General features: G+C 71.9%; 17 protein-coding genes and 1 pseudogene. 9 read left to right on the plus strand and 9 right to left on the minus strand.

Features of this window, described 5'->3' with window-relative positions:
• Nucleotides 1–33: 33 nt before the first annotated feature.
• Complete coding sequence (locus BKA14_RS08095) at nucleotides 34–522, plus strand: MarR family winged helix-turn-helix transcriptional regulator (RefSeq protein WP_184950287.1); 489 nt, start codon at nucleotides 34–36, stop codon at nucleotides 520–522.
• A gap of 53 nt (nucleotides 523–575) precedes the next feature.
• Here the strand turns inward: BKA14_RS08095 and BKA14_RS08100 are convergent, their stop codons facing one another.
• A complete protein-coding gene (locus tag BKA14_RS08100; protein WP_184950288.1) occupies nucleotides 576–767 on the minus strand; it encodes a hypothetical protein in 192 nt (63 codons plus the stop codon).
• Between the two features lie 153 nt (nucleotides 768–920).
• On the opposite strand from BKA14_RS08100, the gene BKA14_RS08105 reads away from it, so the two are divergent.
• Nucleotides 921–1,754, plus strand: coding sequence for a tetratricopeptide repeat protein (locus BKA14_RS08105; RefSeq protein ID WP_184950289.1), 834 nt, complete (start codon nucleotides 921–923; stop codon nucleotides 1,752–1,754).
• On the opposite strand, the gene BKA14_RS08110 is transcribed toward BKA14_RS08105, so the two are convergent.
• Nucleotides 1,751–2,176, minus strand: coding sequence for a MarR family winged helix-turn-helix transcriptional regulator (locus BKA14_RS08110; protein ID WP_184950290.1), 426 nt, complete (start codon nucleotides 2,174–2,176; stop codon nucleotides 1,751–1,753). The two genes, BKA14_RS08105 and BKA14_RS08110, sit on opposite strands and share 4 nt — an antisense overlap.
• A gap of 84 nt (nucleotides 2,177–2,260) precedes the next feature.
• Between BKA14_RS08110 and BKA14_RS08115 the strand changes: the two genes are divergently transcribed.
• The 4 genes from BKA14_RS08115 (at nucleotide 2,261) to BKA14_RS08130 (ending at nucleotide 6,310) form a co-directional block, all read left to right on the plus strand.
• Nucleotides 2,261–4,048, plus strand: coding sequence for an ABC transporter ATP-binding protein (locus tag BKA14_RS08115; protein WP_184950291.1), 1,788 nt, complete (start codon nucleotides 2,261–2,263; stop codon nucleotides 4,046–4,048).
• 108 nt (nucleotides 4,049–4,156) lie between these two features.
• Nucleotides 4,157–5,101, plus strand: a complete 945-nt coding sequence (locus tag BKA14_RS08120; protein ID WP_184950292.1) for a C45 family autoproteolytic acyltransferase/hydrolase — start codon at nucleotides 4,157–4,159, stop codon at nucleotides 5,099–5,101.
• 70 nt (nucleotides 5,102–5,171) lie between these two features.
• Complete coding sequence (locus BKA14_RS08125; protein WP_184950293.1) at nucleotides 5,172–5,705, plus strand: RNA polymerase sigma factor; 534 nt, start codon at nucleotides 5,172–5,174, stop codon at nucleotides 5,703–5,705.
• On the plus strand, nucleotides 5,702–6,310 hold the full coding sequence (locus tag BKA14_RS08130; protein WP_184950294.1) for a hypothetical protein: 609 nt from the start codon (nucleotides 5,702–5,704) through the stop codon (nucleotides 6,308–6,310). The genes BKA14_RS08125 and BKA14_RS08130 overlap by 4 nt, the downstream gene beginning before the upstream one ends.
• Here the strand turns inward: BKA14_RS08130 and BKA14_RS43125 are convergent.
• The 3 genes and pseudogenes from BKA14_RS43125 to BKA14_RS08140 all read right to left on the minus strand — a co-directional run bounded on the left by BKA14_RS43125 (nucleotide 6,292) and on the right by BKA14_RS08140 (nucleotide 8,104).
• Nucleotides 6,292–6,678, minus strand: coding sequence for a tetratricopeptide repeat protein (locus tag BKA14_RS43125; RefSeq protein ID WP_203721969.1), 387 nt, complete (start codon nucleotides 6,676–6,678; stop codon nucleotides 6,292–6,294). The two genes, BKA14_RS08130 and BKA14_RS43125, sit on opposite strands and share 19 nt — an antisense overlap.
• Nucleotides 6,679–6,750: 72 nt before the next feature.
• A pseudogene (locus BKA14_RS43130) lies at nucleotides 6,751–7,236 on the minus strand (GNAT family N-acetyltransferase); the annotation flags it as partial.
• Complete coding sequence (locus BKA14_RS08140) at nucleotides 7,229–8,104, minus strand: LysR family transcriptional regulator (RefSeq protein ID WP_184950296.1); 876 nt, start codon at nucleotides 8,102–8,104, stop codon at nucleotides 7,229–7,231. The pseudogene BKA14_RS43130 and the gene BKA14_RS08140, both read right to left, overlap by 8 nt.
• 80 nt (nucleotides 8,105–8,184) lie before the next feature.
• Between BKA14_RS08140 and BKA14_RS08145 the strand changes: the two genes are divergently transcribed.
• The 3 genes from BKA14_RS08145 to BKA14_RS44960 are packed head-to-tail and all read left to right on the plus strand — an operon-like array spanning nucleotide 8,185 to nucleotide 9,730.
• Nucleotides 8,185–9,216, plus strand: coding sequence for an EamA family transporter (locus BKA14_RS08145; protein WP_260416440.1), 1,032 nt, complete (start codon nucleotides 8,185–8,187; stop codon nucleotides 9,214–9,216).
• Between the two features lie 38 nt (nucleotides 9,217–9,254).
• Nucleotides 9,255–9,491, plus strand: coding sequence for a response regulator (locus tag BKA14_RS44955; RefSeq protein WP_184957295.1), 237 nt, complete (start codon nucleotides 9,255–9,257; stop codon nucleotides 9,489–9,491).
• Nucleotides 9,446–9,730 (plus strand): response regulator transcription factor, encoded by a 285-nt coding sequence (locus tag BKA14_RS44960; RefSeq protein WP_184957296.1) that lies wholly within the window; start codon nucleotides 9,446–9,448, stop codon nucleotides 9,728–9,730. The genes BKA14_RS44955 and BKA14_RS44960 overlap by 46 nt, the downstream gene beginning before the upstream one ends.
• Nucleotides 9,731–9,950: 220 nt before the next feature.
• Here BKA14_RS44960 and BKA14_RS08160 read toward each other — a convergent pair whose 3' ends face one another.
• The 4 genes from BKA14_RS08160 to BKA14_RS08175 form a co-directional block, all read right to left on the minus strand.
• Entirely contained in the window at nucleotides 9,951–10,943 is a 993-nt protein-coding gene (locus tag BKA14_RS08160) for a LacI family DNA-binding transcriptional regulator (protein WP_184956637.1), read from the minus strand.
• Nucleotides 10,944–11,265: 322 nt separating this feature from the next.
• Nucleotides 11,266–11,655, minus strand: coding sequence for a ricin-type beta-trefoil lectin domain protein (locus BKA14_RS08165; protein ID WP_184950297.1), 390 nt, complete (start codon nucleotides 11,653–11,655; stop codon nucleotides 11,266–11,268).
• 275 nt (nucleotides 11,656–11,930) lie between these two features.
• Nucleotides 11,931–14,897: a caspase, EACC1-associated type gene (locus BKA14_RS08170; protein WP_184950298.1), complete on the minus strand. Its 2,967-nt coding sequence runs from the start codon at nucleotides 14,895–14,897 to the stop codon at nucleotides 11,931–11,933.
• Nucleotides 14,894–15,220, minus strand: coding sequence for an effector-associated constant component EACC1 (locus tag BKA14_RS08175; protein WP_184950299.1), 327 nt, complete (start codon nucleotides 15,218–15,220; stop codon nucleotides 14,894–14,896). The genes BKA14_RS08170 and BKA14_RS08175 overlap by 4 nt, the downstream gene beginning before the upstream one ends.
• Nucleotides 15,221–15,260 lie beyond the last annotated feature (40 nt).

The following is a 15,260-nucleotide window of genomic DNA, read 5'->3' on the forward strand; positions in this document are numbered from 1 at the left end:
ACCCAGTCGGCTCCGGTCTGCAACACTGGCGCTGTGAAAGAACGGGACGACCTGCGCGCGGATGTGGTGGACCTGCTGCGGCTCTACAGCATCGAGGCGCAACACGTCGCCCATTCGTTCGCCCATCAGGAGGGTCTGCACTTCACCGACCTGCAGGCCCTGATCGCGGTGATGCACGCGGAGCGGCGGGGCGATCCGCTCACCCCGGGCCGGCTCGGCGAGACGCTCGGCCTGTCCTCGGGGGCGACCACGGCGGTGATCGACCGGCTCGAGCGGGTGGGGCACCTGCGCCGTACGCGGGAAAGTGCCGACCGGCGTGTCGTGCACCTGCGCTACGGCGAGCCCGGCATGGAGCTCGCCGTGGCCTTCTTCGGCCCGCTCGGCCGGCGCAGCCAAGCGGTCATGGACGAGTTCAGCCCGGCCGAGCTGGAGACCGTACGGCGTTTCCTGAGCGGAATGCTCGGTGCGATCACGGAGCACCACCAGGAGCTCCGCACCCGAACTCCTCCCCGCCGGACCTGATCGTCCGGGCGGCCGGAGCCGATCCTTCGGTACGCGAGGTGCCGCTCAGACGCTCAGACGGTGACGTCGATGAGCGCGACCCGGTGGTTGTTGACCACGCGGCGGCTGTCCTGCACGGCGGCCCGGTCGGCCGCGATGGTCTGCTGATCGGCGCCGGAGACGAAATCCGTTCGCAGTCGCTGCACATCCGTGTGCAGGTGGACGAGGCTGATGTGCGACATCCAGTGGCTCGACCCGATCGTCATGGTCTTTCCCTTCTGCTTCCGGGGTGGGGGGTTGCTCCTCGTTGGCAACCGCTCTCGATCGGCATCGCCACCGGCCCGGTTGAGGATTTCCGGCAACCCGAACGCACCCGCGGCGAACCGCTGTTCGCCCCCGGCGGCGCCGATCACCCCTGCGTGCAGAGCGAAAACCTCCTCGACCGTGCCGGCGACCTGCTTTCGAGCGGCCACGCCGGCCAGGCCGCGACCCTGTTGGCCCCCGTCGTCGGCGCCGAACCCGGCAACGGCGTGGCGTGGCTGCTGCTGGCCCGCGCCCGGATGGCGCTGGGCGCGCACGCGGAGGCGCTCGAAGCCGCCCGTACGGCGTTGAACCTGCAGCCCCGGGGCATCGAGGAGCTGTTCTGGGTGAGTGCCGCGTACACCGCGCTGGGCCGGCACGACCTCGCCGTCACCGCCGCGGCCGCCGCCTCCGACGAGGACCCGGGCAACCCGCGCCTGGCCGAGCGGCACGGTCGCGCGTTGCTGGCCGCGGGCCGCACAGCGGAGGCGTCGCTCGTGCTGGAGGCCGCGGCCGAGATCGCCCACTACGACGCGGACGTGCAGGTGGCGTGGGGGATGGCGCTCTTCGCGGCCGGTCGCCCGCTGAGCGCCCGGGAGGCGTACTCGCGCGCGGTGCGCCTGGAGCCCGGTCACGTTCGCGCCCTCGCCGAGCTGCGCCGGTTGAGCGCGGCCGAGCAGCACATCCGGGACGCGGACTCGCTGGTGCGGGTGGCCGACGAATTCGCCGAGTCGCTGCGTGTGCCGGCCGGTGGCGTACGGAAGACCTCGGAGACGTCGGCGCTGGGCCATGTCGCGACCGTCGCGTTCGGGATCTGCCTGGCGGTGCTGCTGGTGCTGGCCGTCCTGATCCGGGTGGCCGGCGTCGAGGTGCCGATGGCGCTGCTCGTGGCGATGTTCTCGATCACCGGGGCGGCCGCCTGCCTGACCGGCTACACCCAGATGCGTCGCTAGTCGTTGCCTTCGCGCAGTTCGCGCAGCAAGCGGCTCAGTTCGGCCCGGTCGGCGGGGGAGAGGGTGGCGAAGAAGCGCTCACCCGCGTCGCGCCGGGCCGCGTTGATCTCCCGGCTGACCCGCCGCCCCTCCTCGGTGAGCGTGACGATCACCGCGCGCCGGTCGGCCGGGTCGGGGTGACGTTCGGCCAGGCCGAGTCGTTGCAGGTCGTCGGCGACCTCGGTGGCCGTGCGGGGCGCGATCCGCAGGTGCTCGGCCAGCGCGCCCGGCCGCATGTCGCCGTGCCGGGTCAGCGCGCTGATCGCCCGCCCGAGCGACGGGGAGAGCTCCCACGGTTGCAGGGCCTCCCGCGTGCGGTGGCGCAACCGGCGGGACACCGAGAAGAACGCCTCGGCCAGGCCTTCGTCGTCGACCTCGTGCACGGGAATACCGTACCAGCGTCTTCTGTTGTTCCCTCATGTTGAGGTAACCTCAGTAAAAGTCGTTCCCGTACGGAAGGTCCGCTCTTGGAAAACCCCACCGAAGGCCGCGGTCGCGGCAAGAAGAAGCCCACCGCCGCCGAGATCGCGCAGGCGAAGAACGTCTCCCTGCGCCGCATCGGCTCCCTGTTCACCGACCACCGCGGCCCCCTGGCCGTCGTGGTCCTCACCATCGTGGTCTCGTCGATCGTCGGCATGGCCAGCCCGTTCCTGCTGCGCGAAGTGATCGACTCCGCGCTGCCCGAAAAGAACGTCGACCTGCTGGTCCAGCTCGTGATCGGCATGGTGGCCGTGGCCGCCGTCACCTCCGCGCTCGGCGTCGTGCAGACCTGGATCTCGACCACCGTCGGCCAGCGTGTCATGCATCGCCTGCGGACGGACGTCTTCCGGCACCTGCAGCGCCAGTCGATCGCGTTCTTCACCCGCACCCGCACCGGCGAGGTGCAATCACGCATCACCAACGACATCGGCGGCATGGAGTCGGTGGTCACCTCCACCGCCACCTCGATCGCCTCGAACCTCACCACCGTCGTCGCCACCGCGGTCGCCATGGCCGCCCTCTCCTGGCAGCTGTCCCTGGTGTCGCTGCTCGTGCTGCCGCCGTCGATCTGGCTCACCCGCCGGGTCGCGAGCATGCGCCGGGCCATCACCGCGCAGCGCCAGCGCGAACTGGCCGACCTCAACGTCATCATCGAGGAAGGCCTGTCCATCGGGGGCGTGCAGCTGAGCAAGACGATGGGCACCGGCCCGGCCCAGGTCGCGCGGTTCACGGAATCGTCGAACCGGCTGATCGACCTCGAACTGCGCTCCGAACTGGCCGGCCGCTGGCGGATGGCGTCGATGAGCATCGTGTTCGCCGCCATCCCCGCGATCATCTACCTCGCCGCCGGGCTGCCGATCACGTCCGGGTCGATGAGCATCGGGACGCTGGTCGCGTTCACCGCCCTGCAGTCCGGACTGTTCCGGCCGCTCATGGGGCTGCTCAATGTGGGCGTCACGGTCACCACGTCACTGGCGCTCTTCGCGCGCATCTTCGAGTATCTGGACCTGCCGATCGACATCGAAGAGCCCGCTCGCCCGATCCCGGTGCCGGCGCCGCTGGGCCACCTGCGCTTCGACGACGTCAGTTTCTCGTACGACGGGAGCGCCGCGGCCGCCGTGGCCGGTGTGACACTCGATGTGCCCGCCGGGACGTCGCTGGCCCTGGTCGGTGAGACCGGCTCGGGCAAGAGCACGCTCGCGGCCCTGATCGCGCGGCTGTACGACCCCACCGCGGGCCGCATCACCATCGACGGTGTCGACCTGCGGGACATGTCGCTCGAGACGCTGTCGTCGATCGTCGGGGTGGTGTCGCAGGAGACCTACCTGCTGCACACCACCGTGCGGGAGAACCTGCGGTACGCCAAGCCCGGCGCCACCGACGCCGAGCTCGAAGCGGCCGCCCGGGCCGCGCAGATCCACGAGGTGATCGCCGCCCTGCCCGACGGCTACGACACGATGGTCGGCTCCCGCGGCCACCGCTTCTCCGGTGGCGAGAAACAGCGCATCGCGATCGCCCGCACGCTGCTGCGCGACCCGCGCATCCTCGTGCTGGACGAGGCGACCAGCGCCCTCGACAACGAAACCGAACGGGCCGTGCAGCGCGCCTTCGACGATCTGGCCGTCGGCCGCACCACGGTCACCATCGCGCACCGCTTGTCCACCATCCGCAACGCCGACCAGATCGCGGTCGTCGACCACGGCCGCATCCTGGAGAACGGCACGCACGCCGGTCTGGTCGAGGTGGGCGGGCGCTACGCCACCCTGGCCGCGTGACCGCCACCCGGCTTGAGCGCTCCACCGCCGCCCGGTGCGTGCTTCTATCGATGGGCGCGTTCGGTGCGCGAGTTCACCTCGGCCGATTTCACAGGGGGAGTGGCAGCCGTGCGGCAGGAGCACAAGACCTTCCAGGCGATCGAGGTCGGCGACGGCGGCGACGGGCGATGGGCCGCCCACGCCCGGGTTCTGTGGCCCGGGATGGAGGGTCTGCTGACCGAGGAGGGCCGGACGGCGCGGGGCGCGGAGCGTGTCCGGGCGCTGTTCCGGGCGCACATGCCGGAGCTGGTCCCGGTTCTGGGCCGCCTGACCGGCCAACTCGACCGTCCCGGGGCGGAAGCCTTCCTGACCCACGCGGCGCTGCGGCCGTTCTCCGCGGCGTGCACCCAGATCGGCCGCAACGGCACCCTGCTGCGCAACTACGACCTACGGCCCGATCAGTGCGAGGGGACCATCGTCTCCTCCTGCTTCCTGCGTCCCGTGCTCGGGATGCAGGACATGCTGTGGGGTTTGCTGGACGGGATGAACGACGCCGGTCTCGCGGTCTCGCTGACCTGGGGCGGACGTTCCGTTCACGGACGCGGCTTCGCCATCCTGATCGTGGTGCGCTACCTGCTGGAGACGTGTGACACCGTCGATGAGGCGGTGGGCCGGCTGCGATCTCTTCCGATCGCCGTCCCCCAGAACCTCACGCTGGTCGATCCGGCCCAGGCGGTGACGGTGTTCGTGGGCCCGGACATGTCACCGACACCTGCGCCGGATGCCTGCGCCGCCAATCATCAGCATCTGCCGGTGACCGAGGAGCAGGAACGGACGCTGCGGACCCAGGAGCGGCTGCGCGCCATCCGTGCCGCGGGCACGGACGTGGCGGCGATGCTGAAGCCGCCGCTGTACCGATCCGTCGACGAGCAGGGGTCGAGAACGCTCTACACAGCCCACTACCGGCCCGTCGAGGGCCGGGTGACGTACTACTGGCCCGGTGAGTCCTGGCCGCAGTCCTTCAGCGACTTCACACCCGGATCCCGCACCGTGACCCTGGGCCGGACCGGCTGAGCGTGCGGATGTGGGCGACGCGGCGGTGAAAGGTGAGTGGGCGAGCCGGACATAGGTGAGGGTGGGACCTGTGGAACCGGATGAGCGGCGGCGGCTGTTCGAGCACGTGGCGCCCGCCGTGATCGATGCCGTGGGGCGCTATCTCGCTCGGCGTACCGATGCGGCCACCGCCGATGACGTGCTCCAGGAGACGTTGCTCGTGTGCTGGCGGCGGCTGGACGAGATGCCGGCGGTGGTGTTGCCCTGGGCGTACGGGATCGCTCGGCTCTGCCTGGCCAATGCCGAACGGTCGCGGCGTCGGCAGCACCGGCTGTTCGCCCGGATTCTGCGCCTCGATCCGCCCACGAGTGCGGCGGCGACGGACGGGCAGAACGACGCGGAGCTGGCCGAGGCGATGGCGCGGCTGCGGGCGGAGGACGCGGAGCTGCTGCGGCTGTGGGCGTGGGAGGACCTGGCGCCGGCGGAGATCGCGGCTGTGCTCGGGATCAGCGGCAACGCGGCGAGCATCCGGCTGCACCGGGCCAAGCAGAAACTGCGCGACGAAATACGAAAGCTGCGCCACCCGGGCGGACATGAGGAGTTGACCGAGGGGAGACGGCCATGACGGACGACGACGATCTGCGTTCGCGCCTGCGCCGCACCGACCCGGCCGCCCGGATGACGCCGGCGGCGCCCGAACACATTGCGCAGCTCCTGGAGAAGACCATGACCACCGCCACTGTCCGGCCGCGTTTCGACACCCGCCTGCTCACGATGGCCGCGGCCGCACTCGTCCTGATCGCCGCCGTCGGAGGATTCTTGATCACGCGGGGCACAGGCGCGCCGGACGAGCCGAGCGGGCCGGGCCGCCCGGTCGCCGCGCCGACCGTGACCGACCTGGCCGCGCCGCCCGGGGCGAACGCCAAGTGCGTCGAGCCGTCCGCCGCCAAGCTCAAGGAGTACGCCGACTTCGCGTTCGCGGGCACGGTGACCGGGATCAACCGGGGTGCCGTCACGCTCGCGGTCACCCACGTCTACCTGGGCCGGCCGGTCGACGAGGTGCGGGTCGCGCAGGAGGGCTACTCGTCGGAGACGCTGCTGGGCAGCGGCCGTTTCGAGCAGGGGCTGACCTACCTGGTCGCCGCGAGCGAGGGCGGCATCCTGGTCTGCGGCTACAGCGGTGAGGCCTCCGCGCCGGGGCTGCGCGAACTCTACGACGAGGCGTTCTGATCCGCGTACGCGGTGAGTGCGCGACCGTAGTGCGCAACGTGCGCGGCGAGTGCGCGAACGGCCAGGGCCGCTGCGCGTTTCTCGTCGCCCGCGTCGACCAGGGCCAGCGCGAGGAAGGCGACGCGCTCATCCTCGTACGCCCCCAGGTCACCCGCCTCGGTCAGCAGCGCGACCGCCTCGCCGGCGCGGCCGAGGTTGCGTAGCGTGCTGGCCAGCTGGATCACGGCCTGCGGGCGACGCTCGTCGTCGAGACCGGCGGCCAGCGCGGCCCGGTAGAGCGGCTCGGCCTCGGCCTCCCGGCCCGCGAAGTCACGTGCCGACGCGCGCTCGAACAATCCGGCCGCGTCGTCACCGGCCAGCCCGTCCATAGTGGTGACCACCTCGCCGGCACTCAGCGCACCGGCGGTGGCCCAGAACCGGGCGATCGGTGAGTCCCGGTCGGGGCTGCGGCGCTCCAGCAGCACCACGTCGCGCCAGCGGTCGCCGTGCCGGCCCATGCGTGAGCGGACGCCGACCGTACGGAATCCGCAAGCGCGATGCAGAGCGAGACTGGGCGTGTTCTCGGGAAAGATGCCGGACTGGATCGTCCAGATGCCCGCCCTCTCGGTCGAGTCGATCAGCGCCTGCAGCAGCGCGCGCCCCACGCCCCGGCCCTGCGCGGCGGGGGAGACGTAGACCGAGTGCTCGACCACTCCCGCGTACACGGGACGGCTCGACACCGGCGTGATCGCGATCCAGCCCAGCACGTTGTCCCGTTCGTCGGCCGCCACGAACCGGTGCTCGGCCAGCCGGCCCGCGTCGAAGGCCTCCCACGCGGGCGCGGTGGTCTCGAAACTGGCGTTCCCACCGTCCAGCCCGGCCTGGTAGAGCGCGAGCACCGCCACGGCGTCCTCGGCGCGCATCGGGCGGATCGTCACGCTACTCATGCAGCCTCCCGGGTGGGGCGTAGGTCTCGCGGGTCAGCGCGAGCAGTTCGGGCAGGACGGCCGGCGGTGCGTCGGACCACCACACCAGCCAGACGGGGATCGGCGGAGCATCCCGTACGGCACGGTAGGCCACACCCGGCCGCGGGTTCTGATGGGCTGTCGCCTCAGAGGTGACGCCCACTGCCTGACCGGCGGCGATCAGTGTCAGCCACTCGTCCACGCCGTGGGTGTGGCGGATCGTGGCGGGCGGCGGCCCCGGATGCCACAACGCGGGCGTGGTCGTGCCGGTGCGCGCGTCGATGGCCACGGGATAGCGCCGCAGGTCGGCCATGCGCACCTGACGGCGCCGGGCGAGCGCGTTGTCGGTGGCGATCGCGGCGAACCGGCGTTCGGCCCCGATCAGGGCTGTCGTGAAGCGCGGATCGTCATCCAGCGAGCGGCGGACCACGGCCACGTCCGCGATGCCCTCGCTCAGACCCGCGGTGACCGTGCTGGACTGCACGAACACGAGCGGGACGGACGGGTGGGCGGCGGCCCACGTCTTCTGCAGGCGGCGGGTGTGCCGGCCCAGGGCGGCCCAGTTGTAGCCGACCCGCAGCTCCCCCGTGGGCTCGGTGATCGTGCGGCGCAGGTGGGCCACCTCGTCGAGCACCCGGCGGGCGGCGGGCAGCACCCGGGCCCCCGCCGCGGTAAGCGCCACGTGGCGGGTGGTGCGCTGCAGAAGCCGTACGCCCAAAGCGGTCTCGAGGGCGGCGATCGAGCGCGACACCGACGCCTGGGAGACGCCCAGGGCCGTCGCCGCGTCGGTGAACGTGCCCGCGTCGGTCACCGCGACGAGCATCTGGAGCTGACGGAGCTGCAGATCCATACGTCAAGCGTATAGCTGGGACAGGTCATGCATTTCCCGCATCAGTTGCGCGTGCCGAGACTGGGGCCATGAAGGGGATCATGGCGATGATCGTGAGCGGGGCGAGCAACCAGGCCGGTGCCGCGCTCGGCGCGCATGCGTTCGGCGCGATCGGGCCGGCCGGGGTCGTCGCGGTGCGCCAGTTCGTCGCAGCGGCCGTGCTGCTGCCGATCGCCCGGCCCGACGTGCGGCGCTTCACGTGGCGGCAGTGGTGGCCGACCCTGCTGCTCGGGCTCGTGTTCGCCACCATGAACCTCAGCCTTTACACGGCGATCGACCGCATCGGCCTGGGCCTGGCCGTCACGCTCGAGTTCCTCGGCCCGCTCGCCGTCGCGCTGGCCGGCTCGCGTACGCGAATCGACCTGCTTTGCGCGGTGGGCGCGGGCGCCGGTGTGTACGTCCTGGTCCAGCCCGGGCCCTCCAGCGACTTCCTCGGCGTCGGTCTGGGTCTGCTCGCCGCATGCTGCTGGGCCTCCTACATCGTGCTCAACCGCCTGGTCGGCGCGCGGCTGCCGGGTCTGCAGGCCCCCGCGGCCGCCACCAGCGTGTCCGCCCTTCTCTACGTGCCGGTCGCCGGCGGTCTGGTCGGGACCGGACGGCTCGACGGGGCCGCCGTCGCCTTCGCCGTGGGCGCGGGACTGCTCAGTTCAGTCATCCCGTACGCCGCCGACCTGCTCATCCTGCGTCACGTGCCCACGCACTTCTTCGGCCTGTTCATGAGCATCCACCCCGTGCTGGCCGCGGTGGCCGGGCTGCTCCTGCTGGGCCAGGTGCTCGGTGTGGAGCAGTGGACCGGCATCGCCTTCGTCGTGCTGGCCAACGCCGTGGCCGCCACGCAACGCCGGTCAGCGCCCCCGCCTGCGCCTGCCGGTCGAGCCGTTGCGGCCCGAGCCGCTCACCGGCGCCGGGCCGGTTCGTCGACGATGTCGACAGTCGCGGCCCAGCCGTGCTGGTCGGGCGCGTGGGACGTCGCCACCGAGCGGACCTCGAACGTGGTGTGCGGGGTGGCCCGGTCGGCCTCGGCGATCATGCGGTCCTGCAGGGCGAGCGGGATGATGCGGTCGCGCGTGTGACGGATGTAGGTGCGCGGGACCGTGCCCCACGTGTCGGCGTGGCCCCGCGCGTCGGCCATGGGAACCTCGACGGACTCGTGGTGATCCGGGCGCTGCAGGCGGGTGCGGCGGGCTGTCTGGTGAAGTCGACGCCGCCGGCGGAGTTGCTCGACCTGATCCGGGTGGCGGCGCAGGGCCATACGGTGTTGTCCCCGGTGGCCAAGGACGGGCTGGTGGCGGTCTCGGGACCGTGCACGAGGAGCGGGCGGCGGCCCGGGCCCGGCTGTCCGGGCTGACGGAGCGGGAACGGGACGTGCTGGCCGCGATCGGGGACGGGCTGACGGAGCGGGGACGGGACGTGCTGGCCGCGATCGGGGACGGGCTGACCAACGCGGAAGTCGCGCGGCGGCTGGGGCTCTCGGAGACGACCGTCAAGGGGTACGTGTCGCATGTGTTCGAGAAGTTGGGGTGCGCGAATCGGACGCAGGCCGGGTTGCCGGCCCAGGCGGCCGGTCTGTCGGCATCAGGGGAGTGAACATGCACGAGAACGTGCCCAAGGTGCACCCAGTGGGGCCATCCTCCCCTTGATGGCCCCGACCGGGTCCTCTCTTCCGATGTCAGCGCCACAGGCCTAGGAATACCCGTAGTGAGACCTGTTAACGCTAACAGAGACGGGCGGCGGAAAGCCAGGCAATCGCGGAAATTGGTGAGCAGAACATCGGGCACGACCGCACACGGTGCGGGCGCCGGGGCGGTCAGTTCGTGGCGGGTGGGGCGACGCTGTCGCGGGAAACCAGGGTGGGAGCGATCGTGCGACGGGTGCTGGCATCCGGGGTGCCCGATTCGATCTGCTCCAGCAGCAGCTCGACGCTGGCCGTGGCCACCGCGTCGAAATCGGGGCGGACCGTGGTCAGCGGCGGCGTGTAATAGGCCGACTGGGGTACGTCGTCGAAGCCGACGATGCTGATCTCCTCCGGCACGCGGCGGCCGTGTTCGCTCAAGGCACGCAGCAGGCCCAGGGCGATGTGATCGTTCGCGGTGAAGACCGCCGTCACCTCGGGCAGGCGGGCCAGCAGCTTGCCGTTGCGATAACCCGACTCGGCGCTCCAGTCCCCGGTGAGCAGCGGCGGCTGTTCGGCCCCGGCCGCCGTCAAGGCCTCCCCCCAGCCCTGCACGCGGCCCGCGGCGTCGTACCAATCGGCCGGGCCCGAAATGTGCCAGACCGTGGAATGACCCGCGGCCAGCAGGTGCTCGGTGGCGGCCCGGGCGCCGGCCACCTGGTCCACGGTGACCAGGGTGCTTGCGCGCTGCGGGTCGCCGTCGATGGTGACCAGCGGGACGTCCTCGGGCAGGCGGGCCAGGGCCGGGCCGGCACTGGCCACGGGGGCGATCACCACCAGGCCGGCCACGCGCTGGTCGAGGTGGCGTTCGACGGCGTCGGCGATCGAGCGCTCGTTGAGGCTGCGTACACTGCCGACGTTTACCGCGAACCCGCTCTCCTGCGCGGCCTGCTCGAACGCCGTCAGCATCGACGACGGACCGTACAGCGCGGTGTTGGGCGCGACGACACCGATCACCTTGGACGTGCCGGTGACCAGAGCCCGAGCCGTCCGGTTGGGCCGGTAGCCCAGCTCGGCGATGGCCGCCCTGACCTTCAGGCGGGTCTGCTCGCTGACGTTCTTGTGCTCGTTGAGCACCCGCGACACGGTCTGATGCGACACCCCCGCCAGCCGGGCGACGTCCATCATGCCCGGCGGCCGTCCGCGTTTCACGCTCACCCGTACCCCGCATCCACTGGTTGCGGGCAGGATATCTCTTCACATCCTTGTCTGTTGAGGTGCGGGTGGGTCGCGCCGCCGAAATCACAGCGCCTTTCCGGTGAGCAATCCCCGCGGGAGCGTTCCCATTGAGAAAAGCGCGGTGTTCCGGCAATCCTCCGGCGACAGGGGGATCGCCGGAACACCGCGGGTGACGGGCGCCCGGGGGAACGCCCGCCGCCCTACAGAAACGCCGGGGATGATCGTTCGTGCCGTTGTCGTCCCAGGGCAGGACCTGTGCGCCGGTCGCCGCTCACGCCGCCGCCGTTGCCGCATCGGGTCCGGAAGAGCCGTTGTTGCCGCATGGCAGTCGCCACCAGTGGCCGGCCGTTCCGTTGTCGTCGCCCTGCGCGATTCGAACGCGGCTCACCTTTGCCGCGCCGAGCACCTTTCCGCTGTTGGTCTTGCGCGGTTGGAAATAGCCTTCGAAGGCGTCCAGCGCGGCCCACGAATGGTCGGCCGTCCCGGTGCCGCCCCACTGCAGGGCGACCGCGTCTGCGGTCGACATGTCCGGGATGTCGCTTACCATTGCGCCGGTCACGTTCACCGGCCTGAGGTTCGGCGGCCCGTTGGCGGCTTGGCCTGTGGTGAGCTCGGCGACCATGTCGGTGGCCTCGTCCCGGCGGACGGTGTCGCCGGGCACGGCCCGGGCCTGCGCCCACGCGGTCAGGAAGGGCCCTGGCAGTGACTGCGGAACTCGGGACTCGGTAGCTCCCGGACGCCGGCCGCCGGCCGTGGGGGTGGCCCCGGCGGCCCCGGTTGCGGAGGCTGCGGCCGTGACTCCGGTGGCCTGCAGCAGGCGGCGGCTGAGCGCGGGCACCGGACCTCCAGGCAGGTGAATCGACGAGCTTCATTGCCGAAGCGATGTGAACGATAACACCCGGAGGCGGGTCCGATGCAAGTCTGGAGGAGCGGGTGTCAGACGCCGGTCTTGCGGACCACGTCACGGAGCGCGAGCAGCACATCGCGTAGTTCAGGAGCCAGGAACGCCGAGTTCAAGGTCCACGTCACGGGTCCCCATGACGAGAGCACCCGCAGGTCACCCCGGTCCACCGACGCGTTGCGGATGTCCCGGTAGGCAACAGCGGAGCCCCGCCAGGGCCGGGCCTCGGTCGTGGTGAACACGATGCGCTCACGGCGGGGCAGAATCGCCCACTGCCAGACCAGCAGGCAGGTCTCGTCCGGCGCCAGCAGGCCCTCCTCGGCGACGGCGCGCAGCACCGCGGCGTCGATCGGATAGCGCCACGCCTCGCCGCGGAGCCTCACGCCGTGCAGGAAGTCGGCGACCGCCATGGCGACCGGGTCGGCCGACTCCCGCGCAGGCAGCCACAGCGAGCCGAGCAGGAGGCTTGAGCTGCTGTCCTCTACGTCCGCAAGGCGGATGCGGGAGGCAACCGCGGCGGCGTCAGCCTTCGAGGCCACCGACCGGAACCGGTCGACGAACTCGAGGCGCAGGTCGGGCCGGCCGGCGCGGTGCATCTCGATCAGGAGCGCGGCCACGAGGTCGACGCCGCCGCCGGCGAGCCGGCCCAGGAGCCGCGACAGCTTGGCGGTGCTGCCCGTCCTGGCCACGGCCTCCAGTACGGTGACGATCTCCGATGCCGGGCGGGCGATCAGATACGTCGCGAGTACCTGGTTGTCGACGGCACCGGCCACGCCGTCGATCACCTCCGGTGGTAGGTCGGCCAAGGCCCAGTCGGCCGAGCCGCCCGCTTTGAGCTGGTGCACGGCGAGGGTGGTGACCAGGCCGTCCAGGGCCGGCTCGCCCTGCAACCCGGTGATGAGGGTGGCTCCGTCCACTCCGGCCAGCTCGGCGAACGCGCCGGCGTCGAACGAATCCCGTAGCAGCAGCCCGGCCCGGCGGATCTCGCCGTGCCGGGCCAGCTCGGCGGCCAGACCCAGCAGCTCGGCGGGGGAGCGGCCGGCCCATTCACGCTCGATGGCCTCGGCCAGATCGTGGTCGGTCACCCGTACCCCCAAATAGAAGGTGACCATCGTGGCCGGTGGGACGGTCGCCGCGCCGGCCAGCAGCCGCCGCAGCAGACCCGCCCGGTAGGGCGCGGGGAACCACAGCGCGACGTCCGCCAGGTCCTCGCCCGGGCGGGCGGTGGCGGCCCAGTCGACGAGCCGGAACGCGTCGCGCAGCCGGCCCTTGTCGAGGATGTCCTCCAGCAGGTCGAGAAACGCGGTGATCGGCGCGGGGACGGCGGCCGCGATGTAGATCTCGACCGGGTCGCTGCCGTGTTCGCCGAGCAGATCGGCCAGCTCGAGCAGACTCGCCCGATCCAGGCTGCCGCCGAGCGTCGCAACCAGACTCCATCTCAGCGTGGCGAGAGCAGGACCGCCGATCAGTGCCCCCAGCAGCTGAGCGCGGGCGGCGGCCGTGCTGCTCTCCCGGGCGGCTCGGTCCACCAGCTCCAGCGCGGCGTCGGTGAAACGGTGGTCCATCAAGTCGGCGGCGACGAGGGCGACCTGCTGCGGGGTCCGGCGGGCGATCTCGGGCAGGGCGGCCGCGTAGAGCCGGGCCGACTCTGCCTCGCGGCCCGCCTCGCGCAGCGCGTCGGCGACCTCGGCCGCGTCGGCGCCCCGCAGGCGTGCCACCGCCTCGGCCACGACGGTGTCCGCGGCGTCCTTCATCCCGCGCCGGGACAGGCCCGCCACCAGGTCGATCACCCAGTGCGGGCGGCCGCCGGCGGCCACCGCGACCGCGTAGTTCAGCAGCGCGGCGCTGCGGACCGCGTCCGTCTCGGCCAGCGCCGCCGCGAGCTCGACCGTGCGTTGCGGGGAACCGGCCGCGACGCGCCGGAGCAGAAGGTCGACCTTGGTGTCGGCTTCGATGGTCAGCAGCAGGTCGAGGATGCCCTGGATCTCGGGCAGCGGGCGGGATGCGGCGCCGTCCAGCACCGTCGCCGCCTCGCCGTCGTCCAGCCGCACCACGAGCCCGGCCACCTCCTGGTCGGGCTTGAACGCTCCGGCCATGCGCAGCAAATCGTCCGCGGAGTCGCCGCGCTGTGGCGCCCCGATGGGAGGGCCGCCGCGGGTGTCACTCCGCCGCCGCCGCACCTCGGCGATCAGCGCGGCGTTCGACGCCGGGAGGCCGACGGGTGCCACCGGCGCGGGAACGGCCGCCGGCCCGCGGCGCCGCCGAGCGCGGTTGCGGCTGAGCACGATGGTGGCGCCCTCGTTGCGAGTGCCCTGTTCCGGCCGGGGCCGGCCCTTGGCCTCGAGCTCCCCGCGGATCTGCCAGAAGATCTGGTCGACGCTGATCAGGTCGGGGGAGCCCTCGATGCCGTTCTCCAGCACGGTGATCAGTTCACCGGTGAAGGCAGTGTAGGTCTCCCCGGGTGGCGCCACCGCGACCTTGGTCTCGGCGGCCGCGGCCATCAGGTACGTGCCGTCGACCGCCGCGTGTCGTTTCAGATCGTCGGCGTCCGTCCCGGCCGGGCCCATGCCGCCGGCGATGGCCCGGGCGCTGTAGCAGCAGTCGAGGATGATGACCTTCGCCGAGTGCCGGTGGGCACCGCGCACCTGCACGCGCAGGTCGTCGAAGCGGATGGCCGTGTACGGCCGTCTGACGTCGGTCTCCGGCAGGGCCAGCAGCAGGTCGTCGTTTCCGTCGAGCAACCCGTGCCCGGCGTAGTACACCAGCAGCGTGTCGTCGGCCCCGGCGGCGGCCCGCCGGATCTCGTCCAGGGCCGCGGCGGGCGAGTCCGGCTCGGCCACCACCGCCACGTTGGCCTCGGGAAGTCCCCACACCTCGGGATCGCGCAGCAGCGCGGCCAGCCGGGTCAGGTTGGCCGCCACCGCGGGCAGGTCCTCCAGGGCCCGATAGTGTGCGGCTCCGATCAGGACGGCCCGGGAACGTGCCGGGTCGGGCAGGTTCACGACTCCTCGCCGGACAGCGCCGCGATCACCCGCTTGATCTCCTCGTCGGTCGGGTTGTCGATGCTCAGCTCCACGTCGCCGCGGCGGAACGTGAACCGGGGTTCCTGCTCGTGGTGCTTGGCGCCGCGCCAGGCGGCGAACGAGACGAGCAGCGAGGCGATGGCCGTCGAGTTGCTGAGGACGACATCGACGATGTCGAGGGCGCCCTGCGCCCCGGACCTCGTGCCGGAGGACCGCCACACGATGTCGTAGCTGTCCTCCTCCAGCCACCGGGCGAGGCTGTCGAGGCTGGCGTCGTCGGAGGACGTGATGCTGACCGGCATGTCATGAAAGCTAGCCGTCGCGGACGCGGAAGCGATCAGG

This window comes from Paractinoplanes abujensis (assembly GCF_014204895.1).
Lineage (GTDB): Bacteria > Actinomycetota > Actinomycetes > Mycobacteriales > Micromonosporaceae > Actinoplanes > Actinoplanes abujensis.

Coding starts and splice junctions, on each gene's coding strand:
- BKA14_RS08145 (WP_260416440.1), top strand. CDS start 8,185: ATGGCGATGATCGTGAGCGGGGCGAGCAACCAGGCCGGTGCCGCGCTC.
- BKA14_RS08175 (WP_184950299.1), bottom strand. CDS start 15,220: ATGCCGGTCAGCATCACGTCCTCCGACGACGCCAGCCTCGACAGCCTC.
- BKA14_RS08130 (WP_184950294.1), top strand. CDS start 5,702: ATGACGGACGACGACGATCTGCGTTCGCGCCTGCGCCGCACCGACCCG.
- BKA14_RS08140 (WP_184950296.1), bottom strand. CDS start 8,104: ATGGATCTGCAGCTCCGTCAGCTCCAGATGCTCGTCGCGGTGACCGAC.
- BKA14_RS43125 (WP_203721969.1), bottom strand. CDS start 6,678: ATGGACGGGCTGGCCGGTGACGACGCGGCCGGATTGTTCGAGCGCGCG.
- BKA14_RS08100 (WP_184950288.1), bottom strand. CDS start 767: ATGACGATCGGGTCGAGCCACTGGATGTCGCACATCAGCCTCGTCCAC.
- BKA14_RS08160 (WP_184956637.1), bottom strand. CDS start 10,943: ATGATGGACGTCGCCCGGCTGGCGGGGGTGTCGCATCAGACCGTGTCG.